General features: G+C 72.3%; 13 protein-coding genes and 3 tRNA genes. 13 read left to right on the top strand and 3 right to left on the bottom strand.

Annotated elements, in window-relative coordinates:
• Positions 1 to 209 precede the first annotated feature (209 nt).
• A tRNA-Thr gene (locus J1M38_RS00505) sits at positions 210 to 283 on the top strand.
• A 74-nt stretch (positions 284 to 357) separates the two neighbouring features.
• On the opposite strand, the gene J1M38_RS00510 is transcribed toward J1M38_RS00505, so the two are convergent.
• Together J1M38_RS00510 and J1M38_RS00515 are read right to left on the bottom strand one after the other, a co-directional pair.
• Complete coding sequence (locus tag J1M38_RS00510) at positions 358 to 807, bottom strand: hypothetical protein (RefSeq protein ID WP_044658507.1); 450 nt, start codon at positions 805 to 807, stop codon at positions 358 to 360.
• The gene (locus J1M38_RS00515) at positions 804 to 1,865 is read right to left on the bottom strand and encodes an NAD(P)H-quinone oxidoreductase (protein ID WP_081339248.1); all 1,062 of its coding nucleotides are present in this window, start codon (positions 1,863 to 1,865) and stop codon (positions 804 to 806) included. The genes J1M38_RS00510 and J1M38_RS00515 overlap by 4 nt, the downstream gene beginning before the upstream one ends.
• 143 nt (positions 1,866 to 2,008) lie before the next feature.
• Between J1M38_RS00515 and J1M38_RS00520 the strand changes: the two genes are divergently transcribed.
• The 3 genes from J1M38_RS00520 to J1M38_RS00530 all read left to right on the top strand — a co-directional run bounded on the left by J1M38_RS00520 (position 2,009) and on the right by J1M38_RS00530 (position 7,324).
• Positions 2,009 to 2,096 (top strand) — tRNA-Ser (locus tag J1M38_RS00520).
• 142 nt (positions 2,097 to 2,238) lie between these two features.
• Positions 2,239 to 4,404 carry a bifunctional UDP-sugar hydrolase/5'-nucleotidase gene (locus J1M38_RS00525; RefSeq protein ID WP_241246368.1) on the top strand — a complete coding sequence of 722 codons (2,166 nt, stop codon included), beginning with the start codon at positions 2,239 to 2,241 and terminating at the stop codon, positions 4,402 to 4,404.
• A 169-nt stretch (positions 4,405 to 4,573) separates the two neighbouring features.
• Positions 4,574 to 7,324 (top strand): ExeM/NucH family extracellular endonuclease, encoded by a 2,751-nt coding sequence (locus J1M38_RS00530; protein WP_170748208.1) that lies wholly within the window; start codon positions 4,574 to 4,576, stop codon positions 7,322 to 7,324.
• 83 nt (positions 7,325 to 7,407) lie between these two features.
• Here J1M38_RS00530 and J1M38_RS00535 read toward each other — a convergent pair whose 3' ends face one another.
• The gene (locus J1M38_RS00535) at positions 7,408 to 9,363 is read right to left on the bottom strand and encodes an FAD/NAD(P)-binding domain-containing protein (protein WP_101967261.1); all 1,956 of its coding nucleotides are present in this window, start codon (positions 9,361 to 9,363) and stop codon (positions 7,408 to 7,410) included.
• Positions 9,364 to 9,654: 291 nt separating this feature from the next.
• On the opposite strand from J1M38_RS00535, the gene J1M38_RS00540 reads away from it, so the two are divergent.
• The 9 genes from J1M38_RS00540 to J1M38_RS00575 all read left to right on the top strand — a co-directional run bounded on the left by J1M38_RS00540 (position 9,655) and on the right by J1M38_RS00575 (position 16,169).
• The gene (locus J1M38_RS00540) at positions 9,655 to 10,533 is read left to right on the top strand and encodes a PRC and DUF2382 domain-containing protein (protein ID WP_101967260.1); all 879 of its coding nucleotides are present in this window, start codon (positions 9,655 to 9,657) and stop codon (positions 10,531 to 10,533) included.
• 195 nt (positions 10,534 to 10,728) lie between these two features.
• Positions 10,729 to 10,817: transfer RNA gene (locus tag J1M38_RS00545), tRNA-Ser, on the top strand.
• Between the two features lie 151 nt (positions 10,818 to 10,968).
• The gene (locus tag J1M38_RS00550) at positions 10,969 to 12,210 is read left to right on the top strand and encodes a site-specific integrase (protein ID WP_206482153.1); all 1,242 of its coding nucleotides are present in this window, start codon (positions 10,969 to 10,971) and stop codon (positions 12,208 to 12,210) included.
• A gap of 450 nt (positions 12,211 to 12,660) precedes the next feature.
• Positions 12,661 to 12,888: a helix-turn-helix domain-containing protein gene (locus J1M38_RS00555; protein ID WP_206482154.1), complete on the top strand. Its 228-nt coding sequence runs from the start codon at positions 12,661 to 12,663 to the stop codon at positions 12,886 to 12,888.
• A complete protein-coding gene (locus J1M38_RS00560) occupies positions 12,885 to 13,292 on the top strand; it encodes a hypothetical protein (protein WP_206482155.1) in 408 nt (135 codons plus the stop codon). Before J1M38_RS00555 ends, J1M38_RS00560 begins: the two co-directional genes overlap by 4 nt.
• Positions 13,289 to 13,606, top strand: a complete 318-nt coding sequence (locus J1M38_RS00565) for a hypothetical protein (protein ID WP_206482156.1) — start codon at positions 13,289 to 13,291, stop codon at positions 13,604 to 13,606. Before J1M38_RS00560 ends, J1M38_RS00565 begins: the two co-directional genes overlap by 4 nt.
• On the top strand, positions 13,603 to 15,645 hold the full coding sequence (locus tag J1M38_RS00570) for an AAA family ATPase (protein ID WP_206482157.1): 2,043 nt from the start codon (positions 13,603 to 13,605) through the stop codon (positions 15,643 to 15,645). The genes J1M38_RS00565 and J1M38_RS00570 overlap by 4 nt, the downstream gene beginning before the upstream one ends.
• Positions 15,646 to 15,906: 261 nt before the next feature.
• The gene (locus J1M38_RS12130) at positions 15,907 to 16,032 is read left to right on the top strand and encodes a hypothetical protein (RefSeq protein ID WP_263643017.1); all 126 of its coding nucleotides are present in this window, start codon (positions 15,907 to 15,909) and stop codon (positions 16,030 to 16,032) included.
• Positions 16,029 to 16,169 carry a hypothetical protein gene (locus J1M38_RS00575; protein WP_020622076.1) on the top strand — a complete coding sequence of 47 codons (141 nt, stop codon included), beginning with the start codon at positions 16,029 to 16,031 and terminating at the stop codon, positions 16,167 to 16,169. The genes J1M38_RS12130 and J1M38_RS00575 overlap by 4 nt, the downstream gene beginning before the upstream one ends.
• The last annotated feature ends 335 nt before the right edge of the window (positions 16,170 to 16,504 follow it).

Here is a 16,504-nt window from a genome sequence, read left to right on the forward strand (position 1 = left end):
GGGTGCGAGGGGCGTGGGGCAGGCTCATGCGTCTCCCGTCGACGGTGTGTGCCCACCAGGGAACCGTCCCCGTCTGGCCGCGGCGTGGCCTGGGGGTGAACGCCTGCGGAAGGCGCGGGCCACAGTCGGTGGCCCGCGCGCCCGGCCGTGCGGTGGAATCGGGGCCGCGAAACCGGTATGCTCGTCAGCCGTGGCCGTTCACGGTCCGTGCCTCCTTAGCTCAGCTGGCCAGAGCAGCTCCCTCGTAAAGAGCAGGTCGCCGGTTCGAATCCGGCAGGGGGCTCCCCCGGACCCCGCCGCGTGATCACGCGGCGGGGTCCTCTCGTCTTCGGGCCGGCCGTCCGGGGCGCGCCGCCGTCAGAGCCCGGCTCCCAGCTCCTCCGCCCGGTCCAGGTGGCCGAGGGTGCGTTCGGCGTGCCGGCCGACCGACTCCGCCGAGCCCTGGCCGAGCCGGTACAGGGCGAGGGCCTGGGCGGTGGCGGCCAGCTCGTGTGCGGCGCGGGAGAGCTCACGGTGGACGTCGGCGGCCTCGGCCGGGATGTGCTCGCCGTCGCCCTCGTGGTCCCGGTGCAGGCGGACGCACAGGGCACGGACCGCGGGGAGCCGTTCCGTGAGGACGTTGCCGGCGTGGACCACGCCGTTGCGCTCCTCGTGGCTCAGCACGTCCGTGCCCCGCTGGCCCTCCAGCACCTGCCAGTAGCGGTCCAGGGCCCGGCTGAGTCGGTCGTGGGCACGGCGCCACAGCCCCGTGCCGAGCTCGCGGTCGTCGGCACGCTCCTGACGGAAGCGTGCGAAGGGCCCCCTCATGCGCGGTCGCCGGACGGCCGGCGCGCGTCGGCGGGGTCGGTGACGAGCACGACCTTGCCCGTGCGGGTGGCGGAGTCGAACCAGTCGAACGCCTCGGCGGCCTCGGCGAGCGGGAAGCACGCCCCGACGCTCGCGTCGATGCGGCCCGCCGCTACCAGGGGCCACACGGCACGTTCGGCCGCGGCCACGATCCCGGCCTTGTCCACGACCGAGCGGGAGCGGAGCGTCGCCCCCGTGAGCCAGCCGCGCTTGACCACCAGCTTCATGATGTTGAAGTCCTCCGGGACGGCGCCGCCCTGGACCGCGAGCGTCACGATGCGTCCCTCGGGGGCGAGCGCGGACACGTTGGGCGCCAGGTACGGGGCGCCGACGACGTCGAGGATGACGTCCGCGCCGTGGCCGTCCGTGACCTCCTTGACCCACGGGGCGAAGGCACCGGACTCGGCGGCGCGGTGGTCGAACATGTGCTCGGCGCCCAGCCGCCGACCGAGCGCCACCTTCTCCGGGCCGCCGGCGGTGCCCAGCACCCGTGCACCGAGCGCGGCGAGGAACTGGACGGCGAAGGAGCCGATGCCGCCGGTGGCGCCGTGCACGAGCACCCGGTCCCCGGCCTGCACGCCCGCCCGGCCCACGAGCGTCGAGTGCACCGTGCAGGCGACCTCCGGCAGGGCCGCCGCCTCGACGAGGCCGACGCCGTCGGGGACGGCCATGAGCTGGCCCGCCGGCACGGCGACGTACTCGGCGAAGCCGCCGCCGGCCAGGAGCGCGCACACCCGGTCACCGACGGCGAACCGCCCCTCACCCGGCATCCCGGCCTCGGGTCCCAGCGCCGCCACGGTGCCGGAGACCTCGAGTCCGGGGATCTCGGAGGCGCCGCGCGGCGGCGGATAGCGGCCCTCGCGCTGCGCGATGTCCGCGCGGTTGAGACCCGCGGTGGCCACGTGCACCAGCACCTCGCCCGGGCCGGGGTCCGGCACGGGCTCGTGGCCCACGCGGACGACGCCGTTGTCGCCGGCGCCGGTGAATCGCACGGCGCGCATCTGTGCGGGGACGTCCATGGGGGTCTCCTCCTCTGGTCGGGGGTCGAGGGTCGAGGGTCCATCCTCGCGCGCGGGGGCCGGACTCGCCACCGGTCGCCCGCCGGGCCACGGGCTAGAGTGGGTCCTCGACGCGGCGGCCCACGCCGTCGCGGTCAGGCCCGGGATGGTTGTCCGAGCGGCCGAAGGAGCCGGTCTTGAAAACCGGTGCGCGGTGACCCCGTGCCGAGGGTTCGAATCCCTCACCATCCGCGTGCACACGACGAGAGGCGGCGGGCCGGACGGCCCGCCGCCTCTCGTTCACCTGGAGGCCACCTGGATGTGATGGACTCCGCGCGTCACCCCGCCGTCCACCGGCGGCGCACCTCTGTCATCACGCATCCCGGGGAGAGCCATGCCCAGCCTGTTCCGCCGCCGTGCCGTCACCACGGCCGCCTGCACCGTCCTCGTCCTCGCGCCCGCGAGCGCGGCGCCCGCCCTCGCCGTCGAGACGGCCGCCGCGGACGAGACCACCATCTCGATCCTGTCCTTCAACGACTTCCACGGCGCGCTGTCCGCGGACTACATCGGCACGCAGTTCGCGGACACCGTGGAGGACTACCGCACCGCGTTCGAGGCCGAGCACGGCGCCGGCTCCACGCTGCTGACCAGCGCCGGCGACCTGATCGGCGGCTCGAAGTCCGTGTCCAACGTGCAGCAGGACAACCCGACGATCGACGTGATGAACGCGCTCGGCCTGGCCTCGCTGACCGCCGGCAACCACGAGTTCGACAAGGGCCTGGACGACCTGCAGGGCCGCGTGGAGCCCCGGGCCCAGTTCCCGGTGCTCTCCGCCAACCTGGTGGACCCGACGAGCAAGGAGCCCGTCCTCACCTCGCACGCCGTCTTCGACGTCGACGGCGTGCGCGTCGCGGTCATCGGCGCCTCCCCCAACGAGCTGTACGCGACCACCACCGGCGCGGGCCTGAAGGGCAACGAGGTCCTCGACGAGGTCGCCGCCGTGAACGCGGTCGCGGACGAGCTGGAGGCCCAGGACGCCGCCGACGTGATCGTGGCCTCGTACCACGACGGCGCCGCCGGCGCGGGCGAGCTGGCCGCCGAGCGGGCGGCCCGGGCCGAGTTCGACCGCATCGTCGGCGAGACCTCCTCCGCCGTGGACCTCATCTTCAACGCCCACACCCACCAGCTCTACCAGTACGACACCACGGCCGGCGGCGCCCACCGCCCCGTGATCCAGGCGGGCGCCTCCGGCAGCCACCTGGCCGCCGTCGAGCTGACCGTGGGCGCCGACGGCGAGGTCACCGGGCTCACCCCGCGCCTGCTGGCCCGGTCCACGCAGGCCCCCGCCGAGGCCGCCGCGGAATCCCCCGTCACCGCCCAGGTGTACGCGATCGAGCAGGAGGCCGTCGCGGTCTTCGAGGACCTGCAGGGCGAGGTCGTGGCCGACCTGTCCGCCTCCATCACCACCGACTACCAGAAGCTCATCGACGCCGGCGGCTCCTGGAAGGCCGGCGGCACGCGCGCCGCCGAGACCACCCTGGGCACCTGGGTGGGCGACGCCGTCAAGCACGCCGCCGAGCAGGCGAACCCCGAGGTGGACCTCGGCGTGACCAACCCCGGCGGCCTGCGCTCCGAGCTGCTGACGGACCGCTTCACCGACGGCGGCGCGTTCCCGGCCAAGCCGGCCGACCTCGTCGGTCGCCTCACCCTGGGCGAGCTGCTCGACATGGCGCCGTTCGGCAACACCATCACCTACTTCGACATCCCGGGCTCCTCCATCAAGCTGGCCCTCGAGGAGAACTGGCGGAACGACGTGCGCAAGTTCACCCTCGGCTGGTCCGAGGAGCTGACCTGGACCTACGACGAGTCCCGCCCGCAGGGGGACAAGGTGACCGGCGTGTGGATCGACGGCGAGCCGCTCCAGGCGGACCGCATGTACACGGTGGCCAGCCAGTCGTTCCTGGCCGACGACACCTGGACGACGCTCGGGGACCCGACCAAGGCCCCCGACGGCTACACCGCCTTCGCGACCGGCCGCCAGGACTTCGTGAACATGGGCCTGTTGGACTCCCAGGCGATCACGGACTACGCCCGCGCCCAGGACGCGGCCCACGGCGCCGTCGCCCCGGACTTCGGCAAGAACGGCGTGCCGGTCACCGACGCCCCCGCCTCGGTCGAGGCCGGGCAGGCCGTCGGCCTGACCCTCGGGGACCTCGTGGTGGACTCCGACGGCGCCCCCGCGGCGACCGCGGTCGACGTCGCCTTCCGCACGGCCGACGGCACCGAGACCGCCCTGGGCACCGTGGCCGTCCCCGCGGGCTCCGAGACCGTCACGCTCTCCGGGATCACCGCCCCCGCCGCGGCGGGCACGGGCGAGCTCGTGATGACCGTGCGCTACGCCGACGGCAGCACGACCGTGGTGCGCCATGCCCTCGAGGTCACCGAGGGTCAGGCCGACGGCCTGCCCGGCCTCGACCGAGGCGGGGGCGTCGGTGACCGGCACGCCGTTCTTGCCGAAGTCCGGGGCGACGGCGCCGTGGGGTCATGGCAAGGGCCATGACAAGGGCGCCGACCACCCGGGCAAGGGCCGCGTGAAGGGCGAGGACCACCCGGGCAAGGGCCGCGGCGTGCAGCGCGGCGCCGCCACGCACCCCGTCTTCTCCGCCCAGGCCTGGCTGACCGCCGCGGGCCTGCCGCGCTGACCCATCGAGAACGAGACCGAGGACGACATGACCCCCCTGCCCCGCTTCGCCGCGCGCACCGCGGTGACCACCGCCGCCCTGGCCCTGCTCGCCCCCGCCGTGGCCCTGCCCTCCCAGGCCAGCCCGGCCGGCGACTCCCTCGTCATCAACGAGGCATACACCAACGGCGGCTCCGCGAACGCCGTGTACACCCACAAGTTCGTGGAGCTCTACAACCCCACCGACCAGCCGATCAACCTCGACGGCTGGTCCTTGCAGTACCGCTCCGCCGCCGGCACGGCCGCGACCCAGGGCACGGTCGCGCTGTCCGGCACGGTGCCCGCGAAGGGCCACTTCCTGGTCTCCGGCGGCTCCAACGGCACCGCGGGCGCGGCCCTGCCGCAGGCGGACCTCGTGGCCGGCGGGGCGTTCAACCCCGCGGGCACCAAGGGCACGATCGTGCTCGCGCGCCAGGCGGGCACCGTGACGGACCTGCCGGTCGGCTCCGTGGTGACCGGCCAGGTGCCGGGCGTCGCGGACGTGCTCGGCTACGGAGCCACGAACACCTTCGAAACAGCGGCTGCCGGCGCCCCCTCGGCCAACTCGGACCCGAAGTCCCTCACCCGCACGAACGGCGTGGACACGGACGACAACAGCGCCGACTTCACCGTCACCGGCCAGGTCACCCCGACCAACGCCGCCGCCACCGGCGGCGAGCCGACCCCGGAGCCCGAGCCGCAGCCGACCCCGTCCGAGCGGATCACCATCGCCCAGCTCCAGGGCACCGGCACGGCCACCCCGTACGCCGGGCGCCAGGTGACCACCACCGGCGTCGTCACCGCCGTGTACTCCACGGGCGGCTACGACGGCTACTACATCCAGACCGCCGGCACCGGCGGCGACACCCCCGACGCCACCCCGGGCGCCTCCGACGGCGTGTTCGTGTACTCGCCGGACACGGTCGGCTCCGTGACGCTCGGCGACCACGTCCAGGTCACGGGCGAAGCGGCCGAGCACTACGGCCTCACGCAGATCAAGGTCGCCGCCGACGGCGTGCTGCCGGTCGCCGAGCCCGGCGCCGTGGCCCCCACGCCGGTGGAGTTCCCGCTGGAGGAGGCCGACCGTGAGGCGCTCGAGGGCATGGTCCTCGCCCCGCAGGGCGACTGGACGGTCACGGACAACTACTCCCTCAACCAGTACGGCTCCCTCGGCGTCGTCCCCGGCACGAAGCCGCTGGACAATCCGACGTCGGTGGCCCGGCCCGGCGCCGAGGCGCAGGCCGTCGCGGCCGCCAACGCGCAGCAGCTGATCGTGCTCGACGACGGGGCCTCCACGAACTTCATGCGCTCGCCGGGCAACCAGAACCCGCTGCCGTACCTGGACGCGGACCAGCCGGTGCGCGTGGGCGCGGGCCTGGAGTTCAGCACCGGAGTCATCCTCGACTGGCGCTTCGACGCGTGGTCCTTCCAGCCGCTGGGCCACCTCACCGATGCCACGGCGGCCGCCGTCCAGCCCGTGACGATCGAGGACACCCGCCCGGCCGAGGCCGCCCCCGAGGCGGTCGGCGGCAACGTCACCGTCGGCAGCTTCAACGTGCTCAACTACTTCACGACCCTGGGCCAGGACGTGGCCGGCTGCGGCGCCTACCGCGACCGCGCCGGCACCCCCGTCACCACGAACGGCTGCCTGCCGCGCGGCGCCTACACCCCCGAGGCGTTCGCCCGCCAGCAGGAGAAGATCGCGGCCGCGATCAACGGCCTCGGCACCTCGGTGGTCGCGCTCGAGGAGATCGAGAACTCCGAGAAGTTCGGCCTCGACCGGGACCACGCGCTGGCCCACCTCGTGGAGGCCCTCAACGCGCAGGCGGGCGAGCAGCGCTGGGCCTACGTGGCCTCCCCGTCCGCCCGTCCCGCGCTCGCGGACGAGGACGTCATCCGCTCCGCGTTCATCTACCAGCCGGCCGAGGTCACCCCGCTGGGCGAGTCGGTGATCCTGGACGACCAGACGAACTTCGACAACGCCCGCGAGCCGATGGCGCAGCTGTTCCGCGCCGCCGACGGCACGGCCGAGGGGGCGGCCGGCACCGAGTTCGTGGCGATCACCAACCACTTCAAGTCCAAGGGCGGCTCCGGTGCGACCGGGGACAACGTGGACTCCGGCGATGGCCAGGGCGCGTACAACGCGGACCGCGTGGGCCAGGCCGAGGCCCTCGTGGCCTTCGCCGAGCGCATGAAGGCCGAGACCGGCACCGACCGCGTCCTGCTCATGGGCGACTTCAACGCCTACGAGAAGGAGGACCCGATCCGCGTGCTCGAGGCGGCCGGGTACGTCTCCCAGGGTGCGCTCACGGGCGAGTACTCCTACGCGTTCGGCGGCGCCGTCGGCAGCCTGGACGGGATCTACGCCTCGCCGTCCGCGGCCGCGGCGATCACCGGCCAGGACATCTGGATGATCAACGCGAACGAATCCGTGGCCCTGGAGTACTCGCGCCACAACTACGTGGCCGAGGACCTGTACTCCGCGGACCAGTGGCGGTCCTCGGACCACAACCCGATCCTGGTGGGCCTCCAGCTCGACGCGCCCGTGACCGAGCCGACCCCGGAGCCGGAGCCGGAACCCACCCCGGGTGAGACCTGCGACGGTGTGACCGATCCGCGCGGCGTGCCCGGCAAGCCCGCGAACTCCGTGCGCGAGTGGCTGCGCTGCATCGGCGCGACCCCGGGCCACGGCGGCGACCACCCGGGCAAGGGCCACGGCGGTGACCACCCGGGCAAGGGCCGCGGGCCGGTCCGTCCCTGACGGGGCGCGGGGCGCCGCACCCGGCATGACGACGGCGGGGCCGTCCGGGATCCACCCGGGCGGCCCCGCCGTCGTCGTGGGGTTCAGCCGGCGAGCACGGCCGCCGCGGCGGCGTCGGCGTCGGCGAGGAAGAGGGCACGTCCGGCCGGATCGGCCCCGGCCTCGGCCGCGATCGCGGTGCCCCACTGCACGCCCGAGAGCTGCAGGCCCAGCACGAACACGTGCGCGTGGACCGTGCCGTCCGCGGCCCGCAGCCGGTACGGGCGGGCCGTGACGTCGAAGCCGGTGGCGGGCACGCGCACACCCTCCTCGTCCTCCCACGTCCCGGCCGCGGCGACACCGTCCGCCAGCATCTGACGGACCAGCGGGGAGGCGGCGGCCTGCACGCGGTTGGGCGGCATCATGGCCTCCACCAGCCAGGCCCCCTCGACGACGGCGGGCTCCAGCGAGTCCTGCGCTCCTACCTGGGGGCTGCGGGCCGTGAAGCCGTGGTCCTCGGCCTCGACCACGGGCGCGGGGCCGGCCCAGGTGAGCAGGCCGGCCCGGTGCACCGCGAGCATCTGCTCGACGCGCCACAGGGGCGGGCCGGAGGCGAGGCCCTCGACCAGCGGCTCGAACCAGCCCTGGACGTCCCGGATGCGGGAGGCCTCGGCGATCCGGCCCTCGGCGATCCACGCCTTGATCCGCAGTCGGCCGGCATGGAGCGCGCCGACGGCCATCATGAACGGAGACTCCTCCCCGAGGGCGGCCTCCACGCAGGCCTGCTCCATGAGGTCCGCGACGGCCCGCTGATAGTCCTCATGGGAGGCGAACACGGCGTCCTCGAACGGGGACCCATAGGCCAGGATGTCGAGGAAGCGGCGCCCGGGGGCGTACCGCTGGAGGAGCTCCTCGGCGTGCGCGGAGGTCACGGGGGCGCCGCGGCCGGCCTCCTCGAGCTGGCCGACGAGCTCCCCGAGGAACCGGCGCGCCTCGACGGGCCCGCCAAGGATCTCGGGCTGGGCCCGGACGAGCGTGGCGTAGTAGTGCCGGACCACGTCGCGGTGCAGCAGCGGCCAGAGGTGCTCGGCGAGGTCCAGGGCCCCGTGCCGGGCGGTGAGGGCGTCCACGGCGGCGTCGGAGAGGTAGCTGAGGGTGACGCCGCGGGGCACGAAGGCGTCCACCTCGGCCTTGGGCAGGTACGGGATGCCGCGGCGGGACATCAGGTGCAGGCGCGGCTCGTCCCCCGTCGGCTCGTACCGCAGGGCCCGGCCGGGTCCGTCGCCGGTGCGGCGGTACACCCCGCCCCGGCCCTGGGTGAGCTGGGCCAGCAGGTCGAACGCGTTCAGGCCCATGCCCCGCACGAGGACGTCCGCCCCAGCCTCCACGGTCTCCCAGTCCACGTCCGAGGGGATCTGCGGGCCCTGGTAGTGCAGCTCGTCCCGGCCCCGCGCGGCGGCGGCCATCCGCATCTGGCCGGGGCTGAGCTCCGCAGGCTGATGGCCCAGGCAGAGCACGACGGCGTCCGCGTCGAGCACGGAGACCGAGCCGTCGGCGTCCCGCAGCTCCAGGCGGGCGCCGCCGTCGGGCCGGGGGTGCAGGGCGGTGGCCTCCGCGCGGTGCTCGATGACCTCGGCGACTTCGGGACGGGCGCGCAGCCCGGCGACGACGTCCTTGTACAGATGCCGGAGGTAGCGCCCGTAGACCGCACGGGCCGGGTACTGGTGGCGGCGCACGCCGAGGCTGGCCTCCGGGTGCACGCGTCGCCACTGGTCGAAGGTCTGGGCGGCGGTGGAGGGGCGCAGACCGGGGTTGTCGGCGGCGCACGCGGTCGGGAAGAACGCGGGGGTGTTCATGAGGTACAGCTCGGACTGGTCCGTGCGCCACACCCGCCCCGGCCCGGGGGGATAGGGGTCCACGACGTCGATGCGCAGCCGCCGGGGGTGCGCGTCCGGGGCCGCGCCCTCGAGTCGGGCGAGGATCCGCTCCAGCAGCATGACGCCGCGGGGGCCGGCTCCCACCACTGCGAGGCGGCGATCGGCCACCAGGGGCTCGGACATGGGGCCTCCACTCTCCTCGGGATCGTTTTCACGCCTGCGGCGCGCGTATTCCACACATTATCGGTGGCCGTCAAGGGTCGCGGACCGCATGCGCCACACTCCCACCGATCCCCCAGGGTCCGGAGCGGGCCCGGACGAAGAATCCGCGGAATCACGCGGATCACACCGAGATTCTGGGAGAAGTCTTGGAATTTGGAATCTGGGGGGCCGATGGTTGACGCCACTCGGGCCCATGGGGAATTGTGAATGAGCGTAAGGCAACAAAACACCAATTCAGAAGGAGAATTCCTCATGGACCGCAACGCTCTCGACCAGCTGCAGAACTCCACCGTCTTCGCCACCGACGGCGACAAGATCGGCTCTGTCGGTCAGGTTTACCTCGACGACGTCACCAACGAGCCCACCTTCATCACGGTGAAGACCGGCCTGTTCGGCGCCCGCGAGACCTTCGTCCCGCTGCAGCAGGCCCAGATCACCGCCGACGGCATCACGGTGCCCTTCGAGAAGTCCTTCGTGAAGGACGCCCCGAACGTGGACGCGGACGGCTCGCTGACCCCCGAGGAGGAGCAGCGCATCTACGAGTACTACTCCATGGAGTACTCCGCCGCGGATCACGACGGCGACGTGCGTCGTGACGACGTGCGCACCGACGCCGGCGCCGCTGGCGTGGCCGGCACCGCGGGTGTGGCCGGCGTGGCCGACCGCCGCGACGAGGCCGTCGTGGACGGCGACCGCCGCGACGTGACCGACCGCGATCGCCGCGACGTGACCGACGCCGACTCCGTCGTCGTCAAGGACGAGCACCTGAACGTCGGCACCGAGCGCCGCGCCTCCGGCCGCGTCCGTCTGCGCAAGCAGGCCTACACCACCACCGAGACCGTCGAGGTGCCCGTCACCCGCGAGGAGGTCGTGGTGGAGCGCGAGTCCGTCGACCCGAACTCCGCCGAGGCCCGCACCGCCGGCCGCGACGGCGACGTCGAGGTGACCACCTACGAGGAGACCCCGGTCGTCAACAAGACCGTGGACGCCGAGAAGGTCTCTCTGGGCAAGCGCCAGGTGCAGGACACCGAGACGGTGACCGAGGAGGTCCGCCACGAGGACGTCAAGGTCGACGGCGACGCCACCGATCGCGACCTCGACGGCCGCAACGACCGCAAGGATCGCATCTGATCTGAACGGACGCGTCGGCCTCAGGCCGGACGGCTGACAGATCACGCGGGGCCCCGGATCGATCGATCCGGGGCCCGCTCGTGCGCGATGGTGGTCCGACCGTGAGCACGGCGCTCCTTTGCCCTGCCCTGGCCTGGCGCGCTAAGCTGGACCGGTCTGACCGCGCGTCGCCCCGTGCGAGGCGCGCCGGACGGAGGAGACGTGCCAGAGCGGCCGAATGGACTTCACTGCTAATGAAGGGCTCGGCGAAAGTCGGGCCGGGGGTTCAAATCCCCCCGTCTCCGCGAGAAGGCCCCGTGACCCCAGTGGTTGCGGGGCCTTTCGCATGTCTGCGCGGATTTTGGCGGATCGCGCATGTTCCACGACTACTCAGGAACGGTCACAACGTACCATATAGTTAGTCACCTGGTAGTCAGATCGTCACCCGGAGGGAAGATGCCCAAGCCCCAGCGCCTGCCGAGAGGCGTGGACCGCCTACCCGGAGGCGGCTACCGCGCCCGCCTCACCGTGGACGGCTACCAACACACAATCGGATCGTTTGCGACGCTCGGTGACGCGCGCGCAGCCCTCGACATCGCCCGTGGAGAGAAGGCCCGAGGGACATTCGTCCCGCCCGCCGTCACCCGCGCCCGCCTTAAGGCCGAGAAAGAGGCCCGGCGCGCCCAGGCCGCTGCCGACTCCCGCACCGTGCGCGAGATGGCGGAGGCGTGGCTGTCCTGGCAGACCGAGCGCGGCCTGAAGCTCGGCAGCGTCTACACCTACCGTCGGCACCTCGAAGCGCACTTTTTGCCCACGTTCGGGGATCGCCCTGTGGGCGAGGTGACGGCCCTGGACCTGAATGCGTGGCTCGACGCCCTCGAAGAGTCCAAGGGCCACGCTGGAGCCGCCCAGATTCATCGCGTGGTCGCGGCCCTGTTCAAGTGGGCCACCGGGGACGCCGCCGAGCTGCCCCGCACGTTCACGCCGTGGTTGCTGACCTCGCCCGTCCCTCCCCTGGCCGCGCGCCGCCTGCGCCGCCCGAACCTGCCCCAGCGCAACCGGGAGACACTGACGGACGCCGAGCTGTCCGCCCTGGCCGACCTGATGCCAGAGGCCGACCGCCTAGCCGTGCTGCTGTCCGGGTGGTGCGCCCTGCGGATCGGGGAAGTCCTCGCCCTGCGCCGCCGCCACGTCACCACGGACCCGGACGGGACCGCATGGGTCCGCGTGGAGTCCCAGGTTCAGGCGCGCGGGTCCGGCGTCCGCGAGGAGTCCCCCAAGTCGGACGCTGGACAGCGCGAGGTGCCCGTGCCCCCGGTGATCGCGGACGACCTGGCCGCTCATCTAGACGCGCACGCCGCCCCTGGGCCGGACGGGCTGCTGTTCCCTCGCATGGGCGGCGGGAACGGCCTGAACAATCCCAACACCGTCCGCAAGCGGTTCAACGCCGCGTTGAAGGCTCTCAACGCCCAGCGTGCCGAAGCCGGGGAGAACCCCGTGGAGAACTTCACCTGGCACGGACTCCGGCACACCGCCCTCACCCGCCTGGGCCAGGCCGGGGCCACCACAGCGGAGTTGAAGGCCTACGCCGGCCACTCCGATGGGAAGTCCGTAGAGGTGTACCAGCATGCCGAACGCCGCCGCCTGGCGAGCTTGACGGCAGCGATGGGGGAGCGGGGCGGACGACACACCGCCTAACTGTCTCGCGGCGTGACGCGCGACGAATCCGCAGCCGGATTCAACACCTCTCTCAACTTCGGTTGTCTACGCCGATTTCAATTAGGACCCCTGCGACAGTGCATCACCTAGTCCCGGGCTACGCGACGGGCGATTCCCCGGCGACGTGACAACTGCGCAATCTGTGGACAGTGGCCTCCGTATATTCCACAATCCGCACGGAGGCCACGTTTTCTCAACGGTCTGCCTGTGGATAGCACGTGGAGAATGATGGTGATTTTGTGGTCCTTTGGGCTGTGATCTGTCCCGGAGATGCCCCGCGCGCATTCGGCTGTTCATACTTGAGTCACCACAACACCCCAGGGGGTGAAGCGGGGCCCCGGCATCTACCACAAAGCCGGGGCCCCTGAACCCCAGCCGCGCCAACGGCTATACGGGGTGATCCGAACGGTCGAAGAACGGATCCAGGTGATGACAACTCACCCACCCACAACGCTACACGTCCCCCTGTGGACCATCACTGACGCCGCCGAGATGCTGGGCACCTCGCCCCAGACCATCCGCCGCATGATCGCCCGGGGCGACCTCCGCGCCTACCGCTACGGCCCGCGCCTCATCCGCATTGACCCCGCTGACGTGGACGCCATGCGTCGGCCGGTCACCAGCCTGGCCGAGCTGCGAGGCGGAGGTGCACAGTGAGAGCCGCCGTCCCCGCCCCGGCTGCGAACGAACGTTCGCCGAAGCCCACCCCCACCGCCGAGAAGCGCCTCACGCTGCTCCGTGAGGTTGTCCAGCACTACCGGCACGATCTGGGCCTCTCCCGGCGCGACGCCGACCTGCTGGCCCGGCTGGCGACCAAGCACCGCGCCGTGGCCGTCGCCACGCTGCCGGAGCGCCTGGCCGACGACCTGACTCCGGACCCAGCCCGATTCTTTGTCGCCATGGAGCACATGAGTGAAGCGGGCAACGTCGGGAGGGACCGCACGCCCACGTTCACGCGCCGTGCCCACGAGGACTACCAACGGGCCGTCCGCGCCCGCCAGCGCACCGCCGCCCGCGACTACATCGCGGCGGACCGTGAACGTCGGGAGGTGGCCGCGTGAACATCCCGAACATGGAAGAACGCCGCCCCCTCGCCCTGGGAACGGCGTCCAACCACACCGATTCAGCACCTACAACGGACCCGAACCTGTCTCCTATTCTAGCCGATGCAGCCGACCTTTTGGAAGGCGTGCACGTCCTCATCGTCGCCATTCAGGAGCCCGATCGCGTCCGTTACCGGCGTCGATTCATGTATTCCCTGGACGCGGCCGAAAAGGCCATGAACCGGGCCGTGATGCGTGGTCACCGGGCGTCCATTGTCCTCGCCCGCATCAACGAAACGGCGACGGTCCGGGGATGGGAGGAGTCCGCATGAGCGCCGCGCTGATCGACACGGCCCGACAGATGCACGCTGCCGGGGTGAACGTGATCCCCGTTCGCCACGACGGCACCAAGGCCCCCGCGCTGAAGGCGTGGCAGTCACACCGGACGACTGCCGCCGACCTCGACGCATGGTTCGGCGGGGACGATCCCCGCCACCGGGCTATCGGGGCCGCGTGCGGTGCCCTCTCCGGCGGTCTGGAGATGCTGGAAATCGAAGGCGCTCATGTCGGGCTGCTGGAGGACGTGGGACGCGCCGCCGGGGCTGCTGGGCTGCTGGAGCTCTGGGAGCGCGTGAACGGGGGATGGTGCGAACGGTCCCCGTCTGGCGGAGTCCACTGGTTCTACCGCGTGGAGGGCATGGACGTGCCTGGCAACGTGAAGCTCGCCGCCACCGAAGCCCGGCAGACCATCGCGGAGACGCGGGGCCAGGGCGGGCAGGTGGTCCTCGCCCCCTCCGGTGGGACCACGCACAAGACGGGCCGGGCGTGGGAGCGCCTGGACGGTGGGCCGGCTACGGTGCCGACGCTGACCGCTGCTGAGCGCGAGACGCTGCACGGGCTGTTCAGGGCACTGGATCGCGCGCCCGCCCGCACGGTGGAGCATCGGCCCGCCTCAACGCTGGCACCGGCAGACGGGGCACGCCCCGGCGACCTGTACGCGGCCCGCACGACCTGGGATGAGCTGCTGACCCGCCACGGCTGGCAGGTCCACCACCGGGCCGGAGCGGAGACGCATTGGACCCGTCCGGGCAAGTCCACCGCCGAGGGGCCGAGCGCCACCACGCGCGAGGACGGGGGTCTGTACGTGTTCAGCACGTCCACCGCGTTCGACCCGGAAACGCCGTATTCCAAGTTCGGTGCCTACACCGTGTTGGAGCACGGGGGAGACCATGCCGCCGCCGCCCGTGCGCTGGCCGCTGACGGGTTCACGGAGCGTCCGGTGGCCCCGAGGACCGCCCCGGCCCCCGAGGCCGTCACGGAGGCACCTGTGGACGTGGAGCGGTACAGCCGGGATCGCGCGATTGCGGAGGCGGCCGAGCGTCTGCGAGTCACGGAGGCGGCCCGGCGCATAGTGTCCGCTGAGCGTGCAGCTCAGGCCCCGCCGCCGGCACCTGTGGACCTGGGAGAGTTCATCGCCGCCCACGCAGACGATGAAGCCTCCTGGCTGCTGGAGGACCTGTGGCCCCTGGGAGGGCGGGTCATGCTGACCGCCCCGGCCAAGGGGGGCAAGACGACCATGATGGGGAATCTTGTCCGCACCCTGGCTGATGGTGCCCCGTTCCTGGATCGGTTCGCCCCGGTGAACCTGTCCGAGACGGGCGGGCGCGTGGTGCTGCTGGACACGGAGATGACGGAGGGCCACCTGGCCCGCTGGCTGCGGGCCGTGCAGGTGCGCCACCCGGAGCGGGTCCGCGTGGTGTCACTGCGCGGGCGGGTTCAGACGCTGGACCCCACGGAGCCGGCCAATCGTGCCCAGTGGGCGCGCATCCTCGCCGGAGCGCAGACGGTCATCCTCGATCCGGTGGGGCCGGTTCTGGCCGCGCTGGGGCTGGAGGAGAACTCATCGACGGACGTTGGCGGGTTCTTCACGGGCTGGGATGCGCTCATGGCCGAGGCGGGCGTACAGAACAGCCTGATCGTCCACCACCACGGCCACGGCGGGGAGAGGGCGCGCGGCTCGTCCAAGTTCGCGGACTCCTGCGACGCGCTGTGGACGCTGACCCGCAAGGGTGACGCCGACGACGCGCCCCGATACTTCAGGGCGATGGGCCGAGACGTGAGCGTCCCGGAGGGCGTCCTGGAGTTCACGCCCTCAACCCGCGCCCTGAGCTACGCCGAGGGCAACCGCGTGCCGTCCGATGCCGAGGCGCACGACCGCAAGGTGGCCGAGGTCATCGCGGCAATGGACGCGGCCCGAGTCGCCGCTGACGTGACCCGGGAGCAGCTGCGCGAGTTCCTGCGAGAGCGGGGCATGAAGGCCCGTAATGAGGTGCTGGCCGAGGCTATCCGTAAACGGAGAGAAAGGCAGTGAAATGCTCCGCTTATTGTCCCCGATCCCCGGGGACAGCCCGTCCGGGACAGCCGGGGACAGAGGGTGTTCGGGACAGACCCGAACCGCATGTTCTAGCCGCTGCACGCCCCTGCCATTGTCCCCGGGACAATCCGGGACAGCCGTGTCCCCGTCCCCGTCTCTATAGACGGGGACACGGGGACAGAGACCGCACCTGACCACTTCAACAGACCCCCAGACGGCCCCGGCGCTCGGGGCCGTCGTCGCCCCCACGGAGGACACATGAGCACCACCACCACCCCGCCGACCCTGCCCGACCTCATAGCCGCCCTCCAGTCTCTCCACGCCGAGCTGAGCGCCATTCGGGCCGACCTCGCCGCTGACACCGCAAAGGAACAGAACCCATGACCGATGACCGCCCCACCGAGGCCGACAACTTGCGTCAAATGCTCCGGTTCCACATGGACCGCGCCGAGCGGCACCGGCTGCGCGCCGAGAAGGCCGAAGCCGAACTAGCCGAGCTGAAGAAGGAGTCGCACCCGTGAGCACCCCCTCCCGGCCCACACCGAAACACGCCGCCGTCACCGCACTCGAACGTGCAGCCGCTGAAATCGCGTACCTGCGGAATGAGTGCCAAAGCATCCGCCACGCCCTCGACCGATCCCAGGAGCGCCCATGAGAGCCCGCCCCACGTACACCGATGCCGACGTGCGCCGGTTCGTAGCCCTCGCACGAGGCGGACGCGACAGACGCGCCGAGGTGCTGGAGGCCATGCGCCGTCACCCCGCCGGGAAGGGGCCACGCACACCTCGCCCAGACCATCCCCCCATGACCGACGCGGACGGCACACCCGCCGCCCCGCTGCCCACCACCACACCCG

It is taken from the genome of Micrococcus sp. KRD070 (genome assembly GCF_017168435.1).
Taxonomy (GTDB): domain Bacteria; phylum Actinomycetota; class Actinomycetes; order Actinomycetales; family Micrococcaceae; genus Micrococcus; species Micrococcus luteus.

Bases quoted from the DNA above. Each gene is read 5' to 3' on its own strand.
- J1M38_RS00510 (WP_044658507.1), bottom strand. From the start codon at position 807: ATGAGGGGGCCCTTCGCACGCTTCCGTCAGGAGCGTGCCGACGACCGC.
- J1M38_RS00515 (WP_081339248.1), bottom strand. From the start codon at position 1,865: ATGGACGTCCCCGCACAGATGCGCGCCGTGCGATTCACCGGCGCCGGC.
- J1M38_RS00525 (WP_241246368.1), top strand. From the start codon at position 2,239: ATGCCCAGCCTGTTCCGCCGCCGTGCCGTCACCACGGCCGCCTGCACC.
- J1M38_RS00530 (WP_170748208.1), top strand. From the start codon at position 4,574: ATGACCCCCCTGCCCCGCTTCGCCGCGCGCACCGCGGTGACCACCGCC.
- J1M38_RS00535 (WP_101967261.1), bottom strand. From the start codon at position 9,363: ATGTCCGAGCCCCTGGTGGCCGATCGCCGCCTCGCAGTGGTGGGAGCC.
- J1M38_RS00540 (WP_101967260.1), top strand. From the start codon at position 9,655: ATGGACCGCAACGCTCTCGACCAGCTGCAGAACTCCACCGTCTTCGCC.
- J1M38_RS00550 (WP_206482153.1), top strand. From the start codon at position 10,969: ATGCCCAAGCCCCAGCGCCTGCCGAGAGGCGTGGACCGCCTACCCGGA.
- J1M38_RS00555 (WP_206482154.1), top strand. From the start codon at position 12,661: ATGACAACTCACCCACCCACAACGCTACACGTCCCCCTGTGGACCATC.
- J1M38_RS00570 (WP_206482157.1), top strand. From the start codon at position 13,603: ATGAGCGCCGCGCTGATCGACACGGCCCGACAGATGCACGCTGCCGGG.
- J1M38_RS12130 (WP_263643017.1), top strand. From the start codon at position 15,907: ATGAGCACCACCACCACCCCGCCGACCCTGCCCGACCTCATAGCCGCC.
- J1M38_RS00575 (WP_020622076.1), top strand. From the start codon at position 16,029: ATGACCGATGACCGCCCCACCGAGGCCGACAACTTGCGTCAAATGCTC.